Source organism: Agarivorans aestuarii, from assembly GCF_019670125.1.
GTDB lineage: Bacteria > Pseudomonadota > Gammaproteobacteria > Enterobacterales > Celerinatantimonadaceae > Agarivorans > Agarivorans aestuarii.
Genome location: NZ_AP023033.1, coordinates 969188 through 988717 on the forward strand (window position 1 = coordinate 969188; position 19530 = coordinate 988717).

Here is a 19530-nt window from a genome sequence, read left to right on the forward strand (position 1 = left end):
AAAATGGGATTATTTGAACGATATTTAACAGTATGGGTAGGTTTAGCCATTGTTGTTGGCATTGCTGCGGGCAGTCTAGTACCCGAGGTATTTGCGCTAGTGGCTGGCCTTGAGTTTGCACATGTTAACTTGGTGATTGCCTTACTTATTTGGCTAATGATTTATCCGATGATGGTGCAAATTGATTTCTCATCGATTAAAGATGTGGGTAAAAAACCAAAAGGTTTGCTGCTTACCATTGTGATTAATTGGCTGATTAAACCCTTTAGCATGGCGTTGCTAGGCTGGTTGTTTTTTAAAGGTATATTTGCCGATTGGGTAGATCCAAGCACCGCGACTGAATATATCGCTGGCATGATCTTGCTTGGCGTAGCACCGTGTACCGCGATGGTATTTGTGTGGAGTCAGCTGACCAAAGGCGACGCTAATTATACCTTAGTGCAGGTTTCGATTAACGACGTAATTATGATCTTTGCCTTTGCGCCTATCGCCGGTTTTTTGCTTGGGGTGAGTGATATCACAGTGCCTTGGAATACCTTGTTAATGTCGGTGGTATTGTACGTATTAGTGCCACTTATAGCAGGGGCGATTACCCGTAAAAAGCTAGATAAAAAGAATGACCATTCAAGGCTAAATCAGTTTTTAGCCACTATGAAGCCTTGGTCGATTATTGGTTTGCTGGCCACTGTAGTGTTGTTGTTTGGCTTTCAATCGGAAACAATTTTAGCCAAACCTGAAGCCATTGTTCTTATCGCTATTCCTTTGCTTATTCAAACCTATGGCATTTTTGCGCTGGCTTATTGGTTAGCCAAGCGCATGCGTTTGCCACATAACATTGCTGCTCCAGCTTGCATGATTGGTACCTCTAACTTTTTTGAGTTAGCAGTAGCGGTTGCCATATCGCTATTTGGTTTGCACTCTGGAGCTGCGCTAGCCACCGTAGTTGGTGTATTGGTTGAAGTGCCGGTAATGCTATCATTGGTATGGTTTGCCAATCGCACTCGTCATTGGTTTAGTTAATCTAAAATCGTTACTCTCTCTGCGCTAAGCCGCGGGGAGGGTGACAATATCGTTGTTCTGCACATCTTCAAGTGCAAAATCTATCAGTGCTCTTACCTTACGAGGCAGCACATTACCTTCTAAGTAAACGGCATACAGAGGATGCATTGGCAGTTGATAGTCTTCCAGCAGCCGCACCAGTTTTCCTTCACTCAACTGTTTATGTAAAACAAAGTTTGGACACAGTGCCACACCGCAGCCCTCTGCTGCCCAATCTCGAGCAACATTGGCACTATTCACCATCAAGTTTCTAGAAGGGTGAAAGGCATATTCTTGGCCGTTTTGCAGAAAGACCCAACGATTGGCATCACGCCTATTGGTGTCGATGATGCAAGTGTGGGCATCTAAGTCATCGGGGCTAAGCGGAGCGCCTTTAAGTGTTAAGTAGCCGGGTGAGGCCACCAAGTGGCTGGTAAATTCAAATAGCTTGCGTGCTTTTAAAGTAGAAACGCCGGGAGTGCCAACGCGAAAAGCGAGGTCGAAACCATCGCTTGCTAGATCTACATGCTGGTCGCTTAAACGCAAGTCGATACTTAGCTCAGGATGGATAGCGGCGAAACGGCTCACTAAACCTTGTATGTAGATTTCGCCAAGAGTCACTGGCGCAGCGATGCGCAACGTACCGTGTAAGCTTGTTGCTTCCTCGTTGATGCCTGCCAGCAAATCATCAAGTTCGTCCAACAGGGCTGGGGCCCGATTAAGTAGCTGCTGACCCGAAGGTGTAAGCCCCACTTTTCTTGTAGTGCGTTGCAACAGGCGAGCGCCAAGCTTGGTTTCTAATTCCGCTACGTATTTTGAGGTGAGTCGGTTGGATACACCTAAGCGTTTTGCCGCTTCTGTAAATGAACCGGTTTGCGCCGTAGCAACAAATGCCTTTAAGCCGTCAATTAAGTCCATGCTAACTACCTATTAAGAACAAATTGGTGATAGTTATTCTATATCTTCTCCATTGTGAGGTGAATCTCTTTGGCTGATAATTGCTGCATTACTGTTTAACGCTTCGCTCAAGCCAAATGGCATTGGGCCGAAGGGAGAAAGAGGCGAGATGTCTACTCTGCAAGGCTTAAATATACTTGGTGCTAAAGCGACGATGCAGCCCATGCCGGCGGTGTTCATTGGCCATGGCAATCCGATGAATGCCCTAGAGGAGAATCGCTTCACCCAAAGTTGGTCGCGGCTTGGGCAAACCTTAACTAGGCCGCAGGCAATATTGATGATTTCCGCTCACTGGATGACACCCGGAGTAAGCCTAGTAGATAGTTCCGCTAAGCCTAAAACCATTCACGATTTTTACGGCTTTCCAGAGGCTTTATTTGCCGAGCGCTATCCAGCCAGTGGTAACCCCTTGTTGGCGCAGCAGCTCACTGAGCTGTTAAGTGATCATCAACTTCAAACCGATAGCAGTTGGGGGCTTGATCATGGCGCTTGGTCGGTATTGAAATGGATGTATCCGGCAGCAGATGTTCCGGTATTTCAGCTCTCTATTGACGTTTCACAAAACTTGAGCTGGCACTTCGCCCTAGGTCGCAGCTTGTCAATGCTGCGTCGCCAAGGCGTGATGATTATTGGCTCGGGCAATATTGTACATAATCTAGCGGCGCTAAAGCACACCTCCCAACCTTATGACTGGGCAGAAGAGTTTGATACCTTTTTTGCTAAACGCTTAGCGCAACGAGATTTTTCTGACTTACTCAATCCAGCAGCCATGGGCGGCTTAATGCGCATGGCTAACCCAAGTTTAGAGCACTATATCCCAGCGATTATTGTGACTGGTGCGTCAAGTAAACAGGATCACTTAAGTGTGGTAAGCGAAGGTTTTGATCTTGGCGCATTATCCATGCGCTCGTTTGTTTTTCATCACGTTTAGAGAGGAGTCACTCATGTTAGTAAATGGAGTATGGACCGAAGACTGGCAGCCTTTGCAGAAGGCGGATGAGCAAGGGCGTTTTGTAAGGCAAACTTCCGGATTCCGCCATTGGGTAACCGCTGATGGTAGCCCTGGTCCAACTGGCGTGGGTGGCTTTAAAGCGGAAGCCGGGCGTTACAGATTATACGTGGCCTTAATTTGCCCTTGGGCATCGCGCACGCTGATTGCACGTAAGCTAAAAGGCTTAGAAGCGCTAATCCCTGTTACGGTACTTAACCCTAGTTTAAGCCCTCAAGGTTGGCGTTTTGGCGGCTACCAAGGTGCAGATCAAGACCCGTTGTTCTCCGCTAATTACCTACACCAAATTTATACGCAGGCAGATCCCAACTTTACCGGAAGAGCTACCGTGCCAGTGCTCTGGGACATGCAGAAAAATGTGATAGTGAATAACGAAAGCGCCGACATTCTGCGCATGTTCGATAGCGCCTTTGAGGAGTTAGTTCCCTCTAAAATTCGCCTTTATCCAGAGCAACATAGTGAAGAGATAGATGCCCTAAATGCGCGAATTTATCACCAGTTGAATAACGGCGTTTATAAAGCAGGCTTTACTCAGTCGCAAGCTGCTTACGAAGAGGCGGTAAAAGGGGTATTTGAAGTATTAGAGGAGCTGGAGCAAAGGCTAGCAAAGCAGCAATACTTAGTTGGGGATAGGCTTACCGAAACCGATATTCGAACCTTTGTCACACTAATACGTTTCGATCTTGCCTATTACGGTTTGTTTAAAACCAATCGTAAACAAATAGCTGATTACCCTTTGTTGTCAGCTTACATGCAACGAATACTGGCCTTACCTGGAGTGGCTGAGACGGTTAATGTTGACCACATTACTCGCGGCTATTATTCGATTAAGGCCTTAAACCCATCTGGAGTTCGACCTATTGGGCCTGCGCATATCGATGCTTTAATGGCAGCGCTAGCCTAGTGTTATCACTTAAACAAAGTAGTGCTTACAAGAGATTTGTAAGCGCTTCCTTTTTACTTGGGCTATTAAAATGGCAATACATCGATAAATCTTCTTGGGTGTATCTACTACATATCTTTATTTAAAGGTTTGGGGGTGAGTTTTGCTTTCTTGGTATGTTTGCTTATTTTGTGATTTAGGTAGATTGAAAAAGAAAGCGCTTTCATTATAACCTGTGCTCAGTTTAGATAAACAAGGTTGATTGAGTAAATGAAAGCAACACACTATAGAACACTGGAGCGCACGGGTGAGCGTTGGGCAGAAAAGGCACCAGTGGAGTTTAAGTCTCATTACAAAGTGCAGCAATCGATGATTGCGGTTAACTCGAAAGAGAGATTTCAAAGCCATATCGGCTTTGGTGGCGCATTTACCGAAGCGGCAGCCAGCACCTTTTACGAGATGCCAGAGGCCTTGCAAGAGGAATTTACTAAGGCCTATTTTGATAAAGAGCAGGGCTTGGGGTATGTGCTAGGGCGTGTTGCTATTCATTCCTGTGATTTTGCTTTAGGCAACTATACCTATATCGAAGAAGGGGATAGTGAGCTTAATAGCTTTGATCTTTCTCACGAAGAGCAATGGGTTATTCCCATGATCAAGCGGGCGGCTGAACAGGCTGGTGAGCCGATCACTATGTTGGCATCGCCTTGGAGTCCACCGGCATTTATGAAATCTAACGGTGAAATGAATTACGGCGGAAAACTGTTGGCTGAATATCAGCAGCCTTGGGCCAACTATTACACCAAGTTTATCGAACAGATGGAGCTACGCGGCGTACCTATCTGGGGCATTAGTATTCAAAACGAACCGGAAGCCGATCAAATCTGGGATTCGTGTTTTTATTCTGCCGAAGAAGAGCGCGACTTTATCAAAAATTACCTCGGCCCAGCTATGCATGCCGCAGGCTACCAAGATAAAGCCATTGTTATTTGGGACCATAACCGTGATGTTATGGTGCAGCGAACAGCCATTGTGCTTAGTGACCCAGAGGCAGCCAAGTATGTGTGGGGCGTGGGCAATCATTGGTATGTGAGTGAAGATTTCGAAAATCTCTCTATGGTGCATCACCTTTATCCAGATACTCATATTATCTTTACCGAAGGTTGTGTGGAGCTAACCGATACCTCGGTAGATAAGAATGATAAAAGTGGCTACTTAGGCGCTTGGGGGAATGGCGAGCGTTATGGCAGAAACATTATTGGTGATTTTAACAACTATTCAGAGGGCTGGATTGATTGGAATTTGTTGTTAAATGAACAAGGTGGTCCAAATCATGTAGAGAACTTCTGCGAAGCGCCCATTATGTATAACCGCCAGACAAAGTCGCTAATTTACAATAACTCGTATTACTACATTGGCCATTTATCTCGCTATGTTGAGATTGGCGCTAGGCGAATTAAAACCCAAGTAAGTGGTGAAAATTTGCATGCGGTAAGCTTTGAAAATAGCAACGGTGAGCGAGTCGTCGTAGTACAAAATGAAGGGCATGTGGCCAAGCTTACTTTGGTGGTTGATGGCTTAGGTGCGGAGCTGTCTTTAGCGAATAACTCGATCAGCACTTTTGTGTTAAAAGCATAGTCACTTGTTGGGTTATTGCTCGTAAATCTTATCCTGAAAAAAAGCACCCTAGGGTGCTTTTTTAGTGGATAATTGAGCTTAAGGCTTTTTACTTAATACCGCATCAATATCTGCCGCGCTGTGGCGTTCTGCCAGTTGCTCCCATTCTTCGCCCCATACCCGATTAACAATACGTCCACGTTGCACAGCAGGGCGTTGCTCTATCTCTTTAGCCCAGCGCATTACGTTGGTGTAGCTTGCGGCGTCTAAAAACTCTGCAGCTTCATAAACCGTGTTAAGCACAACGTTGCCATACCAAGGCCAGGTAGCAATATCAGCGATGCTATATTCACTGCCACCCAAATACTGATTATTGGCGAGGCGTTTATCTAAAACATCTAGCTGACGTTTGGTTTCCATGGTGAAGCGATTAATTGGGTATTCGTATTTTTCTGGCGCGTACGCATAAAAATGTCCAAAGCCGCCACCTAAATACGGAGCAGAACCTTGTAGCCAAAATAGCCAGTTCATGGTTTCGGTGCGTGTGGCCAGCTCTTTAGGCAGCAGGTGGCCAAACTTCTCGGCCAGATATAGCAAAATAGCGCCCGACTCAAATACCCGAATAGGTGTGTCCCCGGAATGGTCGCTTAAAGCCGGAATCTTAGAATTAGGATTAATATCCACAAAGCCAGAGGAAAATTGGTCGCCTTCACCAATGTTAATTAAGTAGGCGTCGTACTCTGCCTCTTTAACGCCTAGTGCCAGCAACTCTTCCAGCATTATCGTCACTTTTTGTCCATTTGGCGTTGCTAACGAATGCAGCTGTAAAGGGTTGGCGCCCACAGCAAGGGTTTTCTCATGCCGTGCGCCTGAATCGGGCCGATTAATGCTTGCCCACTGACCACCACTTTCGTTGTCCATAGTCCAAACTTTTGGTGGCATGTATTGGTTTGTCATTGTGTTTCCTTATCTGTTTAGGTGCTACCTATATGGATATAGGGATGGTTTTGCTACATAAAACCGTTGTGGTTGTTTTAATTAGAACGCTTAAAGCAACAAAAAAATTCAGCCACAACAAGTCTCCTTATTACCGAGACTCTATACCTAGCTTTGTTGTTACACTTTAGGTGGAAATGACTAGCAGTAGCAAATGATTTTAAGCTCAGAAAGGAGAAAAAGGCCGAGCTATTAGGGTCACTCGGCGGATAATGTTTAACAGACTACTAATGCCAACAGGTGTTGCTTGATACCGCTACAGAAGCCGGCAGCGTAGTCTATTCGAGATTACTGAGTATTACTTCTCAGTTTGCTATTTCTAAGCCTTCTAGCTGCTAAACCAAATATGGCTAAAACGAAAACCGTAAGGCTGCTTGGCTCAATAACGCTGGCTGGGGCATTAGTTAAAAAATCTATTTGCAGGAACATATCGCTGGTTACCGAGGTTTCAGGTAACGCAAAAGAAACACTGTCTGCGGTAAAGTCGGTTTGTACCCCTGTCATATTGGTACTTACATCAAGGCCAGTGAGTATTTTATTGGGCGTACCTAGCCAATCGAGATCGGACAGTACAAAGCTCAATAAGCCCCGTCCATCGCAGGTAAACCATCCGCAGTAAGGACCATTGTCAAAATCAACCCTTAGTGCATTGGCTAGAACATCGATGCTTAGTGAGTTTTCGAAATTGAAATAATCTGGGTATTCAATTTCATCACTTACGGTAGCCGCTAATGCGCCATTGCCCTCACACAGTTGGTGTGCAGATCCAGAACTTTGCTGGCAAGATAAATACACGTCATCGCCGATTATGGTTGCAGAGGCTAAATTTGAAGCCAGCAACATCGCGCCTACTGCAAATATACCTAACAGTCTATTCATAACTATTCCCTATGTTTATTGGATGCAGTAACCACTAAGCAGGGATTAAGCCAAAGATTTTTAAAGCTTAAATTACATATGTTTAGGCGGCTTTTTGTTTAACATGGCTACTTGAAAAAGAAAGATTATTCGCAGTTTGCATTTTGCGAAACATAAGACTTGATAGTTTGGATATTTGGCTAGTGATACAAGCAATACCTACATTAAAGCTATGCAAGTTGGCGTATTTAACTTGCATAGCAAAAGCTTTAATTTGAGCGTGGTTTTAGACCTAAGGTAAGCACTGCAATGGCTAAAGTAATTAGCATGTTAATAGCGCAAAAATCTACAACCGCTACAAAGCCGTCGCTGTCGATGAGCTCGCCAGCTATAAGTGCTCCAGCAGCAAAACCAAAAGACATGGCAAACAATAAAACACCTTGGGTTAGTGCCGGAGAAAATGGACTTAGCTGTTCAGCTATGGCGGGAATCACCATGTCAAACCATGAGATTGCTTGCATCAGCAATACAATCAACAGAACAGGTATTGCGCTAGGTATTTGTGTTCCCACAGCCAGCCATAAACCAATAGCAGTAATGGCATAGCAACAGAGTCCGGTTATCCACACAACGTAAGGCCCACTTTTTTCAGCCCAACGTCCAGCAGGTTCTAGTAAGGCTATGGTGAGAACTGCTGAGGCTGCTAAACCAAAAGCTGAGTGGCCTAAATCTACAGAAAATACCTGCTTAATAATCAGCGGGCCGGTTTCCATTAAATTGGTAGAGGTAAGCATCGAGAGAAAAATCGTGGCTAGAAATGCGCAAAAGGCTGCCTTTCCTCGATGGGAAAAAGCGGGCTTATTGCTTAGTTCATCAGCTTGTTCGTGCTCTTGATTGTCTAAAATCACCTTAGGTGGTGGAGCTATAAATACAGTGACTATAGAAATGCTAACTAAAGCCATCATCAAGATGAGTTGTTGTTCGCTGGTCCAATTCAAAAGGCTCACTAAACCTAGTAATGTACCTGCGATAACAATGCCCAAAAACTGAAACTGAAATAAGCGGCTTAAGCCCCTACTATGCTGATTGGCAGGCAGAGAATTGATCACAAAAGTGGGGTTTAACACCAGCTGAGACACGGTGCCTATGCCAATACTTAATCCAAGCAGTAAATACATGTAGCTTTGTGTTGTCGCAAAGTAGAGCAGTATTAGCGACAGTAGATGAGAAAACAGCGCTACTTTTTGTAGCTGTCGATGAATAGAATATTTGTCGGCCAGCCAGCCAATAAGTGGCGCGCTAATGCCAAAAATGCCAATTAGTGACATGACCGAGCCCATTAACGTGCCGCTGCCTGTCCGCTCAATAATCAATGGTGTAACGAGTAGCGCTAAGCCTACCCATTGCACAACCCCATTGGACATTTGTGCAATATATCAGGGTTTAAATTCTTTCATTTGTACCTCCTGAGTTATTCAAAAACTATCGCCTGTACGTTCAACCCTTGAAGGTGCTCAAGAGTGAAAAAGTAGGGCGAATAGTCGGATTTAACTCAGAGTAAAAATTTCGACAGCGTTGGCACAGTGTCTTACTCGTTGTTACTCAGTAGCGGAGTAAGTTACTGGGTTTATTGTTCCATTCTTCGAAATAATGCTTCCCGCTGCTGCTACTTACTCTTGTTTAACTCTCTCGATAAGCTTTGTTGCATGAATTAGCAGGGTGCTAATTGCGCGGGCTCTCAGATTAGTAGGGAGTCTAGAATTTAGCCAATCTCAAGCAAGTTAAGCCTTCGGCGATAAGTAAACGTGGTGGGACTGTAGCAAAGCAAATTAGTGGGCTTGTGATATTGGCATTTGATTCCTAACTAAAGGTAATACACATGAATAGAACAACCTTAAAAGCACTTTTTTATAGCTTGGCCTTGTTGATTGTTATTGTCAGTGTCGGCTCTGCAGTGGGGGTAACCGAACCGGGGCAAAAGTTTGGCACCGACAGGGCTGTAGTCGTTTGGCTGCTAGAGCACCGAGCATTAGTGGCAGTAATCAATATACTCATGATGATCGGTTTAGTTGTGCTTAATCGAAGAACCCAAATTTGGCCACGTTCAATAATGGCAGTGTGTTCAGGCCTAGTTGCGCTGGGTATTTGGTGCAGTAACTACGCTACTCAAACGGTGTTTCCTTCAAAGCAGCATAACGCTGAATATTACGACGTAAGTTACGCCGATACCGTGTTACCAGATGATCAAGTAATGTATGTGGTGCAAGTTGGTGACGACGTACGCATGTTCCCGCGTGAGCATTTACAAATTCCCCATATTGCAGGTTGGAACGTAGACGGCACCGACTACACCATGACTTTTTGTGGCTTATCTAACTTGCCGGTAGTGATTGAAGCCGACTACGGTTTAGGTGAGTCTGACTTAAACGTATCGATTCAAACACATAATAATCTGATTTTTAAAGACACCAAAAATGATGTTTTTCTTCAGCAAATTACTATGGAGTCAGAGTTTACCGACCACAAACCAAAGCAGGTTCCAAATACTTTAATGTCGTGGGCTGCAGCGCGTGAGTTATACCCCAATGGCCAGGTGTTTATTTACCACTATGACCGTTTACTAGACAAGATGATCAATACCGCTTTCCAAGATGCTTTAGATGTTCAATTTGATAAAACGAGAGAAGATGAAGCGGCGTTTCCTACACTGCGCCTAGACGATAAACGATACAATCAAAAAGAGCTGATTTATGGTTACGATGGTGGAGACTTCCAGTTTGCTTTTAGCATTGATGACGCGCGTACTTTTGCTGGTGAAACCTTTGAAGTGAACGGCCAAACCTTAAGCATTAACTACAATAGCGAACATGACTTTGCCTACTTAGTCGATGGAGAAGGAGAACAGTTACCTACTCATAACGGTTTATTCTGGATGGTGTGGTCGCACTGGTTCCCTGATACCGTTACTTTAAACGGCTAGCCTATATCCATTGAGCTTTAAACAATAAAAAGCCCGCTAAGTAGCGGGCTTATACATTTAGTTTGGCTAAGCCTTAGTTTTGCAGGTTGCCGTCGGTATCGTAGAACATTTGGGTGCTGTAGCTTTCTAGCGGCAGTTTATCGATGGTTCCATTACGTTCTACGTAATCTACAAATGATTGCGCATAGTCTAGGAAGCTATCTTCAAATTTACTCTCATCAGCAGAGATGTCGGCAAAGCTAAAGTATCCATCGCGGCCGCCAGCAATGTAGTTGTTGGTTACCACTGTGAAGCTGTCACTATCGGCCAAGGCTATCCAATCGGTGGTGCCTTTCGCTTTTACTTCTACGTCGTATAAACGAGAGCCAGTAGCTTGTGACATATCCACCTTGTAACGTAAACCAGCAGCGTAAGGGTAAGCGCCAGTAGAGCCTTCTGGATCTAGCGAGTAATCTACAGCTTCGTTAAGTACCGTTTTAATTTCTGCGCCAGTCATTTCCAAGTAAACCAAGGTATTCGCGAAAGGCAGTAAGGTGTAGGCATCGCCAATGGTGTAATCGCCTTGTGGTACGTCGTTACGTACGCCGCCGGCATTTTGAATGGCTACGTCGCCACGTATGGCTTGCTCCAAAAAGGCTTGAGCTACAAGGTTTGAAATATCTGAACCATTAGCGCTGGTGGCCGATACATCACACAAGGTGCTACGGCCTTGGCCCGGAATGCGCTCAAAGCATAGGTTTTGTGCCACGTCGCCTACTACTGATTGTTTTAGCACGTCCACTTCTTCGGCATAAACAGCTAGTAAATCTGTAGCATTAGCGTCGGCTGTAACAATCGATAAGTTAGGGTTGGCGGCTACCGCGTCGGTAACTGCAGTGCGAGTTGCACCGGTAAGCTCAACGCGGTCACCGTTAGTGTCTTTGCGCATAAAGCTGTCTGCTAGCAATAGGTGAGGGGTACCTGCACAGCTTTCTAACTTGCCGTTGCCATCGAAGGTAACAGCTAAATCACCCACTACAGCTGAGTATTGCCAAGCTTGGGCAACACACACTGGGTCGCCGTCTAAGTTGCTTACCATGGTTGGGTAATCACCTGCACTGTTTAAGCCTAGCTCTTCAAAGTCACCTAATAGGGTGTGTGAGTCACCACCAATGATCACATCTACGTCAGTAAGTTTTGCGGCTAGCTCTAGGTCGTTTTTGTACTGATAGTGAGTTAACAAAATGATGTTGTTAACGCCTTTTTCTTTTAGCTCATCGATGTACATTTGCGCCGTGCTGGTTTCATCATGAAACTGAGTGGTGGCATCAGGGCTTGAAGAGTTTTTAGTTTTAGTGGCAATGTCGATACCGATTATACCTACCTTGGCATCGCCAAATGACTTAATCATGTATGGCTGGAAGTAATCCCAACGGGTAGTTGGTGCAAGCGGCGATACGCCAACTTCAGGCTCTACGTTGGCAGCCAATACTTGGGTTTGGCAAGTTGGGCTATATAAAAACTCTAAGAAGGTTTTTAAGCCAGCGTCGCCGCCATCAAATTCGTGATTACCTAAAGCGAAAGCGTCAAAACACACTTCGTTCATTAAGGCTGCATCGGCTTCGCCTTTAAATAGGGTGTAGTAAAGATCGCCGGTAATTGCGTCACCCGCGTGCAGTTTTAATACATTGTCTTTACTTGCGGCTAGTTCATTGATTTTCGCCACAACTTTTGGAAAACCGCCTACCGAAACTCGAGTTGCTTCGCCCGCTAAGTTTAAGTCTATACCGCTATCAGCTTGTAAATGAGAGTGGTGATCGTTGATATGCAGTACGTTAATGCTAAGTGGCTGAGGGCTTGGGGTACTGTCGTCGTCATTACAGGCAACTAAAGCAACACTAAGGGGAAGAAGGGCTAACCATTCCTTGCGAAAATTCATCTTTACTAACTCCGTTTAGATAGAAAACTCTAAACACTAGAGAGTTTAGATGAACCATAGATGAACTATTTTTGTTAGTTTTATGTCGGTGGCTAAACTGGCCAGTCAACCATGTTGGTATGGTCGCTTGGTAAGCTGCCAAGCTCCCCCTGCCAACGTTTAATAAATTGCTTATTTGGGTCAAACATTTTGCTTTGTTTATCGATGTCGAAGTGGCGACCACCGCGTGGGTCTGCGCCTACTCCTGCAATGTATTGCCAATTCCCCCAGTTACTAGCTACATCGTAATCAATCAAGCGTTGTTCAAAGTAGGCCGCGCCATAGCGCCAGTCTAATTGCAGTTCGTTTACTAGGCAGCTAGCGACAATTTGCCGGCCTCGGTTCGACATCCATCCACTGCTGTTTAGTTGATGCATTAGCGCATTCACCAAAGGGTAGGCCGTATTGCCCTCGCACCATTGTTTAAAGCGCTGGGCGTAAAAACTGGTATGTAAGGTTTTACCGGTAACCCCAGAAAAACTAAACAGCTTGCTGCCATGCGCGCGGGCATACCAATAAAAGTACTCGCGCCAAAGCAGTTCAAAGTAAATCCAATAGCTGGATTCATTAGCGCCGTGCTTTGCCTCGTAATTACGTAAAGCCTGTAAAACTTGCCTAGGGCTAACAGCGCCATAAGCGAGAAACGGCGAAAAGCCAGTTGAGAATAGCTCGCCGCTTAGGGCGTTACGGGTTTGCTTGTAGTGGCTTGCAGCAGTGGTTGAAAAGTAATGCTCAAGATGATTACAAGCTGCTTGCTCACCTGCTTGAAAATCGCTTGAATGATGTTCTTGCAGTTTAATTAGCGGTGCAGGGCTTAAGTTACTTGGCACTTTAGGTAGCTGATGTAAGGTGGCTAAGGGCTCTGCTATCGCAAGCTCTTCTACTTGCTTACGAAAGGGCGTGAAGCTTGTCGGTAAGTTGCTTAAATCAAAAGGTAATTGCTGTTGCTCAAATAAGCTGTTACTGCTGGCAGAGTGAAAGCGGATCTGCGGATAGGCAAGCTGCAGGGCAAGCCATTGCTTGGCTTCGTCACTGCCTGGATGCACACTTCTGCCAATATCGGTGATGCGATAGTGTTGAATGTAAAGGGCGACTTGCTGCTCAAAACGACCATGTTCGACAAACAGCTGTTGGCCAAGTTGATTTAAGCTAAGATTGAGTTCACTTAAGGTCTGGTTTAAGTAGGCCTGTTTGGCCAAGCTGATTTTGGTTTGGCTGAAGTGTTGCACAAAGGGGCTAGTGGTTTGGTTTATGTAAACGCAAATGAGCTGGTCAACTTGCCGCGCGAGTTGTTTAAGTGCAGGGTTGTCTTGCACTCTACAATCGTTATCGAAAATAAACAGCCCTAGTCGCATTTTTGCTTTCCAAAATTTGTGGTTAATAAATTAGTTTACGTATCTGCTTGTTATTCAGTTTAATCTGGCGAGTGTTTGGCTGCTTAGTTTTTCTTTTACCATAGGAAATTACCATGATCCCTTTGAATACTTCGATAGTGGCTGGCGTGGCTTTGTCGCAAATCGACGGTGAAACCAAAATGTTGCTTATGAAGCGAACCAAGGGCAATTATTGGTGCCATGTAGCGGGGCATATTGAAGGGGATGAAAAAGCCTGGCAGGCGATAATTCGAGAGTTTAACGAAGAAACCCAAATTGAGGTGAAACAGCTATATAACGGCCAAACTCTTGAGCAGTTTTTTGAAGCTAATGTAAACGTGATGCAAATTATTCCGGTATTTGTGGTGTTTTGCCCGGCTGAGCAGGCGGTAGTGTTGAACCATGAGCATAGTGAATTTCGCTGGTGTAGCTTGCAAGAAGCCTGTGACTTGGTGCCTTTTCCAAACCAGCGAGAAGTGTATCAACAGGTTTGGCAGAACTTTGTTTTAAACAAACCCCACCCTTTGTTTGAGGTAGATATAAGCTCACTTAGTTAGCGGATAAACCTAGTGCGGCAAGTACTGTTAATGATAATTTTTTGATTAATTATCTCTGCAGGTGTTAGTCTAAGTGTATGTTATTTATGGATTTGTAATATCTATTTAGTGTGCATTTAGTGCACTTATAACTTGTTATGAAGATACTACAAATTTAGTGGTTTTCCGTTCAAATGAGCGTAAAGCAAGGTTTTAATTAAGCTTTAGCGGGTTGAGCAGTTTAGTTTATTAGCGATGTTCGCTTCCTCATTTTATAGGTTTGTAGATGCATTTCTCTAAAGTATTACCTTTGTCTTGGTTGTTGTTACTTACACTTAGTGGCTGCGGAGGCTCAAGCGATTCGCCAGAACCTCAGTCGGATGAAGAGGTGACTCCGGTCAACCCAGTTGAGCCAACAGCACCAGAGCAGCCCAATGAGCCGATTGACTCAGTAAGCCCTGCAGACCCGAGTGAACCGGGAGATAATTCATTACAAGCCAGTATGCTGCGTTTAGTTAATGAAGCTCGCGGTGAAGGCCGTAATTGTGGCAGTACATTTTACCCAGCCGTTGCGCCTTTAAGCTCGAACCTGTCTTTGCAATTGGCTGCTGAAGAACACTCTAACAACATGGCTAACTATGACTTCTTTTCTCACACCGGCTTAGATGGCTCAAGCTCTGCTACTCGAGCTAGTGCTCAGGGTTACAGTTGGTCTTATGTGGGAGAAAACATCGCCGCTGGACAGCGCTCGGTAGAAGCCGCAATGAGTGGTTGGCTTCAAAGCAGTGGCCATTGCGCCAATATTATGAATGCGAACTACACCGAATTAGGCGCCGCAAAAGCCGAAAATGCCAGCAGCAGTTATGGCATTTATTGGACTCAAGTTTTTGGTGCGCAGCGTTAGCTTATTAAGCGAACTTACCAATTGATTTCACCAAACCCAGAGCTGATGCTCTGGGTTTAGTTTTATTTGGCGTAGCGCTCGGGAATATCAATTTCACCCTCGCTAGCCCAGCGCTGATATATTGATGTTAAATCCCATGTTATCGAAGTTCTTAAACAGGTTTACTCGAACAAAATTTTAGCGGCCAAAGATCAACGGACCTTCGTTAACCATAAAGCAATTGGCGATTTTTGTTGATGGGTTCAAAACACTATGGCCTTGTTTTGTTATTCTGCAATTTTGAGGGGAGTGAGTTTGATGGCAACAACACTGGCTTTTGATGTTTATGGCACCCTTATCGACACCCAAGGTGTTCTAAATAAACTGCGCGAATATATGGGCGAGCAGGCCGCGCCTTTTTCACAAGCTTGGCGAGATAAGCAATTAGAATATTCGTTTCGCCGAGGCTTAATGCAAAACTACCAAAACTTCGCCTTGTGTACCGAGCAAGCCTTGGACTACTGCTGCCAAGTGTTTCGGGTGCCACTCACTGAGCAACAAAAGCAGAGCTTGTTGGCTATTTATAAAGTATTACCCGCTCATCCTGAAGCAAAACAAGCTTTAGCAGGCTTACAACAAGCGGGTTTTAGGCTTTATGCTTTTTCTAACGGTCAGCAAGCTGCAGTTGAACTGTTATTAGAAACTGCTGAGATCCGGCCATTTTTTAGTGCAGTGGTGAGTGTTGATGAGGTAAAAAGTTTCAAACCTGATCCAGCGGTTTACCAGCATTTTCTTAATAAAACTCAAAGCCAAGCCAAGGATACTTGGTTGGTTTCTTCTAATCCCTTTGATGTTACTGGTGCGGTTTCGGCAGGTTGGCAGGCTGCATGGGTACAACGGTCGCCAACTGTGGTGTTTGACCCCTGGGAGCTAGCGCCCACTGTTACTATCACCTCCTTATTAGATTTAGCGGAGGCCTTGCCGGGTTAAGCGGGCTGTTTTATTTTGAACTCGCGCTAAGTATACGGCCTTGTATATTGCTAAAGTGCTGCTCGCAGACAGGTATTCATTTCAAGCTGAAAGGTAGTTGTAATATGGCGCAAGTAGACAAAAAACATTCGCAACAAATTTACTATTTTGATGACGCTACTTTTGCTGAGCAAACCCAATGCCAAGAAGTGATTTACGACTACAACCATAGTCGGCCTTCCGAAATAGAACGACGTGCTAAGTTGCTTAAACAGATTTTTGCTGACGTGGGCGAAGATTGCATGATAGAGCCGCCGTTGCAGGCCAACTGGGGAAAGCATACTCACTTAGGTAATAAGGTTTACGCTAACTTTAATCTCACCCTCGTGGACGATACCCATATCTACATTGGTGACTACACCATGATTGGCCCCAATGTCACCTTGGCAACAGCCGGTCACCCAATAAACCCAGAACCGAGAAAGCAGGCTGCTCAATTTAATGTGGCTATTCATATTGCCAGTAATGTGTGGATTGGTGCTAATTCGGTGGTATTGCCGGGGATCTCCATTGGAGAAAATAGCGTTATTGGGGCGGGCAGTGTGGTGACTAAAGATATACCTGCTAACGTGGTGGCAGTGGGTAACCCTTGTAAAGTATTGCGTGAGATTAGTGAGCGCGATAAGCAGTTTTATTACAAAAACTTAGCCTTCGAATAAGGGAGTTTGTCCGCTACTAGGTTTGCTGGAGCGCTTAACTAAAGCACGCTACAGCGATTATTTCATTGGTCTTCGCCCTATTCGAAGACAGTTATTGTTCTAATAAGTAATTTTCCTTCTTTGTTTGCACCTACTAAGTTGACGTAAGGCGAATCTTTCCTACCTTTACAGTAACTACCGAGTAAAAAATCATTAACTCTACATTAGCTAGAGCGGTTGCCACTCAAGGCATTTGCTGCTGTTTGGGTTATTGGCATTTTAGGCTGAGCGCGACGCTCATTAAACGACACACTATTAAGGACTAACTATGAAAAGGATTTTGGCTACTTTGGCGTTAATACTTGGTTTAGGCTGTATGTCTTTAGCTTACGCCAAGCCAGATAAACCTAATATCTTTGTTATTTTTACCGACGATGTAGGAATCTCAAATTTAAGTGCCTACCACCGCGGCGTAATGAGCAGTGAAACGCCAAATATTGATAGCATTGCCGAAAAAGGCATGTTGCTCACCGATTACTATGCTCAACCTTCTTGCACTGCTGGGCGCTCAGCCTTTCTTACCGGGCAGTTTCCTGTGCGCACTGGTTTACATTCGGTGGGTTTACCTGGCGGACCGGTTGGGTTACACCCGGATACTCCTACGTTGCCAGAGCTGCTAAAAACCATGGGCTATCGCACGGGGCAATTTGGCAAAAATCATTTGGGTGATCGAGATGAGTTTTTGCCTACCATGCACGGTTTTGATGAGTACTGGGGCTGGTTGTATCACCTTAATGCGATGGAATATACCGAAGATCCAGATTGGCCAAAAGATCCTGCTTTTGAGCAGTTTGCACCGCGCAATGTTATTTACGCTAAGTCAGACGGGAAAGGTAATCAAACCATAGAAGACGATGGCCCGTTAACTAAAAAGCGTATGCAGACTCTCGACGATGAAGTAAACAAACATGCCATTGATTTTATTGAGCGAGCGGTGAAAGCAGATGAACCATTTTTTACTTGGTATTGCCCGTCTCGAGGTCATGTTTGGACACACCTTTCACCTGAATATGAAGCAATGCTGGGTCAAAATGGCTGGGGCTTACAAGAAGTAGTGATGAAAGACTTAGACGATCACGTTGGTGAAATGCTCGCAAAACTCGAAGAACTAGGCGTTGCTGATAATACCATTGTGATGTTTACCGCCGATAATGGTCCAGAAATTATGACTTGGCCCGATGGTGGAATGACCCCTTACCATGGGGAAAAAGGCACTACTTGGGAGGGGGGAGTTAGAGCGCCGCTATTGGTGAGTTGGCCTGGCAAGATTCCAGCGGGAAAAGTCCATAATGGCATGTTTGATGGAATGGATTGGTTGCCTACATTGGTTAGCGCAGCTGGCGGTCCAGAGGATTTAAAACAGCAAATGTTAGAAGGCTTTGAGGGCTTCAAAGCCCATTTAGACGGTTACAATCAGCTAGATATGTTAATTGAGAACAAACCGTCGAATCGCGAACACATCATCTACTATGAACGAGACAAGTTACAGGCAGTGAGAGTAGGTGATTGGAAAGCACACTTCGTTGTACAAAACCAAGGCTGGAGTGGACCAAAAGAAGAGCTAAACGCACCTCTGTTATTTAACCTGCGTCGTGACCCTTATGAGCGAGCCGCCGAAGAGTCAGGAATGTATATTAAGTGGATGGGTGAAAAAATGTGGGCATTTGGTCCAGCTCAAGCAGCGGTGCAGAAGCATTTAGCGAGTTTTGAGAAGTGGCCAGTGGTGACAGCCAACGATAGCGTTAGTGTTGGCGGAGTAGGAAACTAAAGTAACAAGGCCAAAGTAGTAAGGCGCTTAGTTAGAAAAGCCAGCAAGGTGCTGGCTTTGTCTATGTAGATAGATGCGCTATTGGCAAAGGGAGTGCGCAGTGCACTTGGCTGTTGGGCATCTATAGCGGGTGATAAAAGTAATAATGCGGAAGGCCGGGCTATTTTAGAATAAGAATACTCTTGCTGATTTGGGTGTCGACGCCATGTTGTTGTTTTATTTTGTCGCGCCATTTTTCGGCAATTTTCTGCAACTCTCCTTCACTTTGCATATCCTCAAAAGCCTGCTGCCATTGTTCTGCCTTAGTAAAATGCTTAGACATAGCGATGTATACGCCTTGTTGTTTTAGCGTTTTTAGCAATTTAAAGCTAGTTGGGTCTATGTCTAGTTCATTGGCAACAATCTGTAAGCCTGCACCTTCGTAGGCAATGGTGCTAACTCGCTCTCTTACCAGTAGCTGGATATTAAGTTGGTGGCTACTGTTAACCGATAAATTACTTAAGCCTTGGTTGGCTAGCCACTCGTGGCGAATATCTCCCTTAGTCACGCCAATCGTTGGGTAGTCGGCTAAATTTTCATAATCGTGTTGGAAGCTCTTTAGGCCATATAGGCCCCAGGTTTTTATTAGAACCGGGCCAATCCAATTGAGTTTTTGATCGCGCTCGGCGTTTCGACTAAAGGAAAACACCATGGTGTTATCGTTGTGGTAAGCGGTTCGTAAAGCACGCGCTTCTGGCACTACTTCTAGCTTGGCATCAACCTCTAAGCGTTGGGCTAATGAGCGAAATATATCAACCACATAACCTTGAATCTGGCCATCTTCATCTAGGTAGCTGGCGGGCGGTTCATTTACGGTGAGAAATCTAAGTGGCGAGCTCGAAGCTACCGCCTGATTAAGGATAAAGTGAACAACAAAAAACGTGAGTAAAAACGGTTTTATCATAGAGAGAT

Annotated in this window: 17 protein-coding genes; 10 read left to right on the forward strand and 7 right to left on the reverse strand. The window is 44.9% G+C overall.

The genetic code is table 11. The features are described from left to right. Positions 1-3 precede the first annotated feature (3 nt). A complete protein-coding gene (gene arsB / locus K5609_RS04530) occupies positions 4-1020 on the forward strand; it encodes an ACR3 family arsenite efflux transporter (RefSeq protein ID WP_221076142.1) in 1017 nt (338 codons plus the stop codon). Positions 1021-1044: 24 nt separating this feature from the next. Here arsB and K5609_RS04535 read toward each other — a convergent pair whose 3' ends face one another. Continuing rightward, a complete protein-coding gene (locus tag K5609_RS04535) occupies positions 1045-1956 on the reverse strand; it encodes a LysR family transcriptional regulator (protein ID WP_221076143.1) in 912 nt (303 codons plus the stop codon). 148 nt (positions 1957-2104) lie between these two features. Here K5609_RS04535 and ygiD point away from each other — a divergent pair, with 148 nt between their 5' ends. From ygiD to K5609_RS04550, 3 genes are all read left to right on the forward strand, one after another. Then, on the forward strand, positions 2105-2926 hold the full coding sequence (ygiD, locus tag K5609_RS04540; RefSeq protein WP_221076144.1) for a 4,5-DOPA-extradiol-dioxygenase: 822 nt from the start codon (positions 2105-2107) through the stop codon (positions 2924-2926). A gap of 13 nt (positions 2927-2939) precedes the next feature. Continuing rightward, positions 2940-3908, forward strand: coding sequence for a glutathione S-transferase family protein (locus tag K5609_RS04545; RefSeq protein WP_221076145.1), 969 nt, complete (start codon positions 2940-2942; stop codon positions 3906-3908). A gap of 249 nt (positions 3909-4157) precedes the next feature. Then, a complete protein-coding gene (locus tag K5609_RS04550; RefSeq protein WP_221076146.1) occupies positions 4158-5522 on the forward strand; it encodes a glycoside hydrolase family 30 protein in 1365 nt (454 codons plus the stop codon). Positions 5523-5600: 78 nt separating this feature from the next. Here K5609_RS04550 and yghU read toward each other — a convergent pair whose 3' ends face one another. The 3 genes from yghU to K5609_RS04565 form a co-directional block, all read right to left on the reverse strand. Next, positions 5601-6458 (reverse strand): glutathione-dependent disulfide-bond oxidoreductase, encoded by an 858-nt coding sequence (yghU, locus tag K5609_RS04555; RefSeq protein WP_221076147.1) that lies wholly within the window; start codon positions 6456-6458, stop codon positions 5601-5603. Positions 6459-6785: 327 nt separating this feature from the next. Beyond that, positions 6786-7376, reverse strand: coding sequence for a hypothetical protein (locus tag K5609_RS04560; protein WP_221076148.1), 591 nt, complete (start codon positions 7374-7376; stop codon positions 6786-6788). Between the two features lie 248 nt (positions 7377-7624). Beyond that, the gene (locus K5609_RS04565; RefSeq protein ID WP_221076149.1) at positions 7625-8779 is read right to left on the reverse strand and encodes an MFS transporter; all 1155 of its coding nucleotides are present in this window, start codon (positions 8777-8779) and stop codon (positions 7625-7627) included. A 455-nt stretch (positions 8780-9234) separates the two neighbouring features. Here K5609_RS04565 and K5609_RS04570 point away from each other — a divergent pair, with 455 nt between their 5' ends. Beyond that, the gene (locus K5609_RS04570) at positions 9235-10335 is read left to right on the forward strand and encodes a DUF3179 domain-containing (seleno)protein (RefSeq protein ID WP_221076150.1); all 1101 of its coding nucleotides are present in this window, start codon (positions 9235-9237) and stop codon (positions 10333-10335) included. Between the two features lie 73 nt (positions 10336-10408). Here the strand turns inward: K5609_RS04570 and nadN are convergent, their stop codons facing one another. After that, positions 10409-12253: an NAD nucleotidase gene (gene nadN / locus K5609_RS04575; RefSeq protein WP_221076151.1), complete on the reverse strand. Its 1845-nt coding sequence runs from the start codon at positions 12251-12253 to the stop codon at positions 10409-10411. A 92-nt stretch (positions 12254-12345) separates the two neighbouring features. Next, a complete protein-coding gene (locus tag K5609_RS04580) occupies positions 12346-13647 on the reverse strand; it encodes a DASH family cryptochrome (protein ID WP_221076152.1) in 1302 nt (433 codons plus the stop codon). A gap of 113 nt (positions 13648-13760) precedes the next feature. On the opposite strand from K5609_RS04580, the gene K5609_RS04585 reads away from it, so the two are divergent. The 5 genes from K5609_RS04585 (at position 13761) to K5609_RS04605 (ending at position 18579) form a co-directional block, all read left to right on the forward strand. Beyond that, the gene (locus K5609_RS04585; protein ID WP_221076153.1) at positions 13761-14222 is read left to right on the forward strand and encodes an NUDIX hydrolase; all 462 of its coding nucleotides are present in this window, start codon (positions 13761-13763) and stop codon (positions 14220-14222) included. Positions 14223-14487: 265 nt separating this feature from the next. Further along, positions 14488-15105, forward strand: coding sequence for a CAP domain-containing protein (locus K5609_RS04590; protein ID WP_246611942.1), 618 nt, complete (start codon positions 14488-14490; stop codon positions 15103-15105). 297 nt (positions 15106-15402) lie between these two features. After that, positions 15403-16074: a haloacid dehalogenase type II gene (locus K5609_RS04595; protein WP_221076154.1), complete on the forward strand. Its 672-nt coding sequence runs from the start codon at positions 15403-15405 to the stop codon at positions 16072-16074. A 104-nt stretch (positions 16075-16178) separates the two neighbouring features. Beyond that, positions 16179-16772, forward strand: a complete 594-nt coding sequence (locus tag K5609_RS04600) for a sugar O-acetyltransferase (protein ID WP_221076155.1) — start codon at positions 16179-16181, stop codon at positions 16770-16772. Positions 16773-17079: 307 nt separating this feature from the next. Then, complete coding sequence (locus tag K5609_RS04605; RefSeq protein ID WP_221076156.1) at positions 17080-18579, forward strand: arylsulfatase; 1500 nt, start codon at positions 17080-17082, stop codon at positions 18577-18579. Between the two features lie 160 nt (positions 18580-18739). Here the strand turns inward: K5609_RS04605 and K5609_RS04610 are convergent, their stop codons facing one another. Then, positions 18740-19522: a substrate-binding periplasmic protein gene (locus K5609_RS04610; RefSeq protein WP_221076157.1), complete on the reverse strand. Its 783-nt coding sequence runs from the start codon at positions 19520-19522 to the stop codon at positions 18740-18742. Positions 19523-19530: the final 8 nt, after the last annotated feature.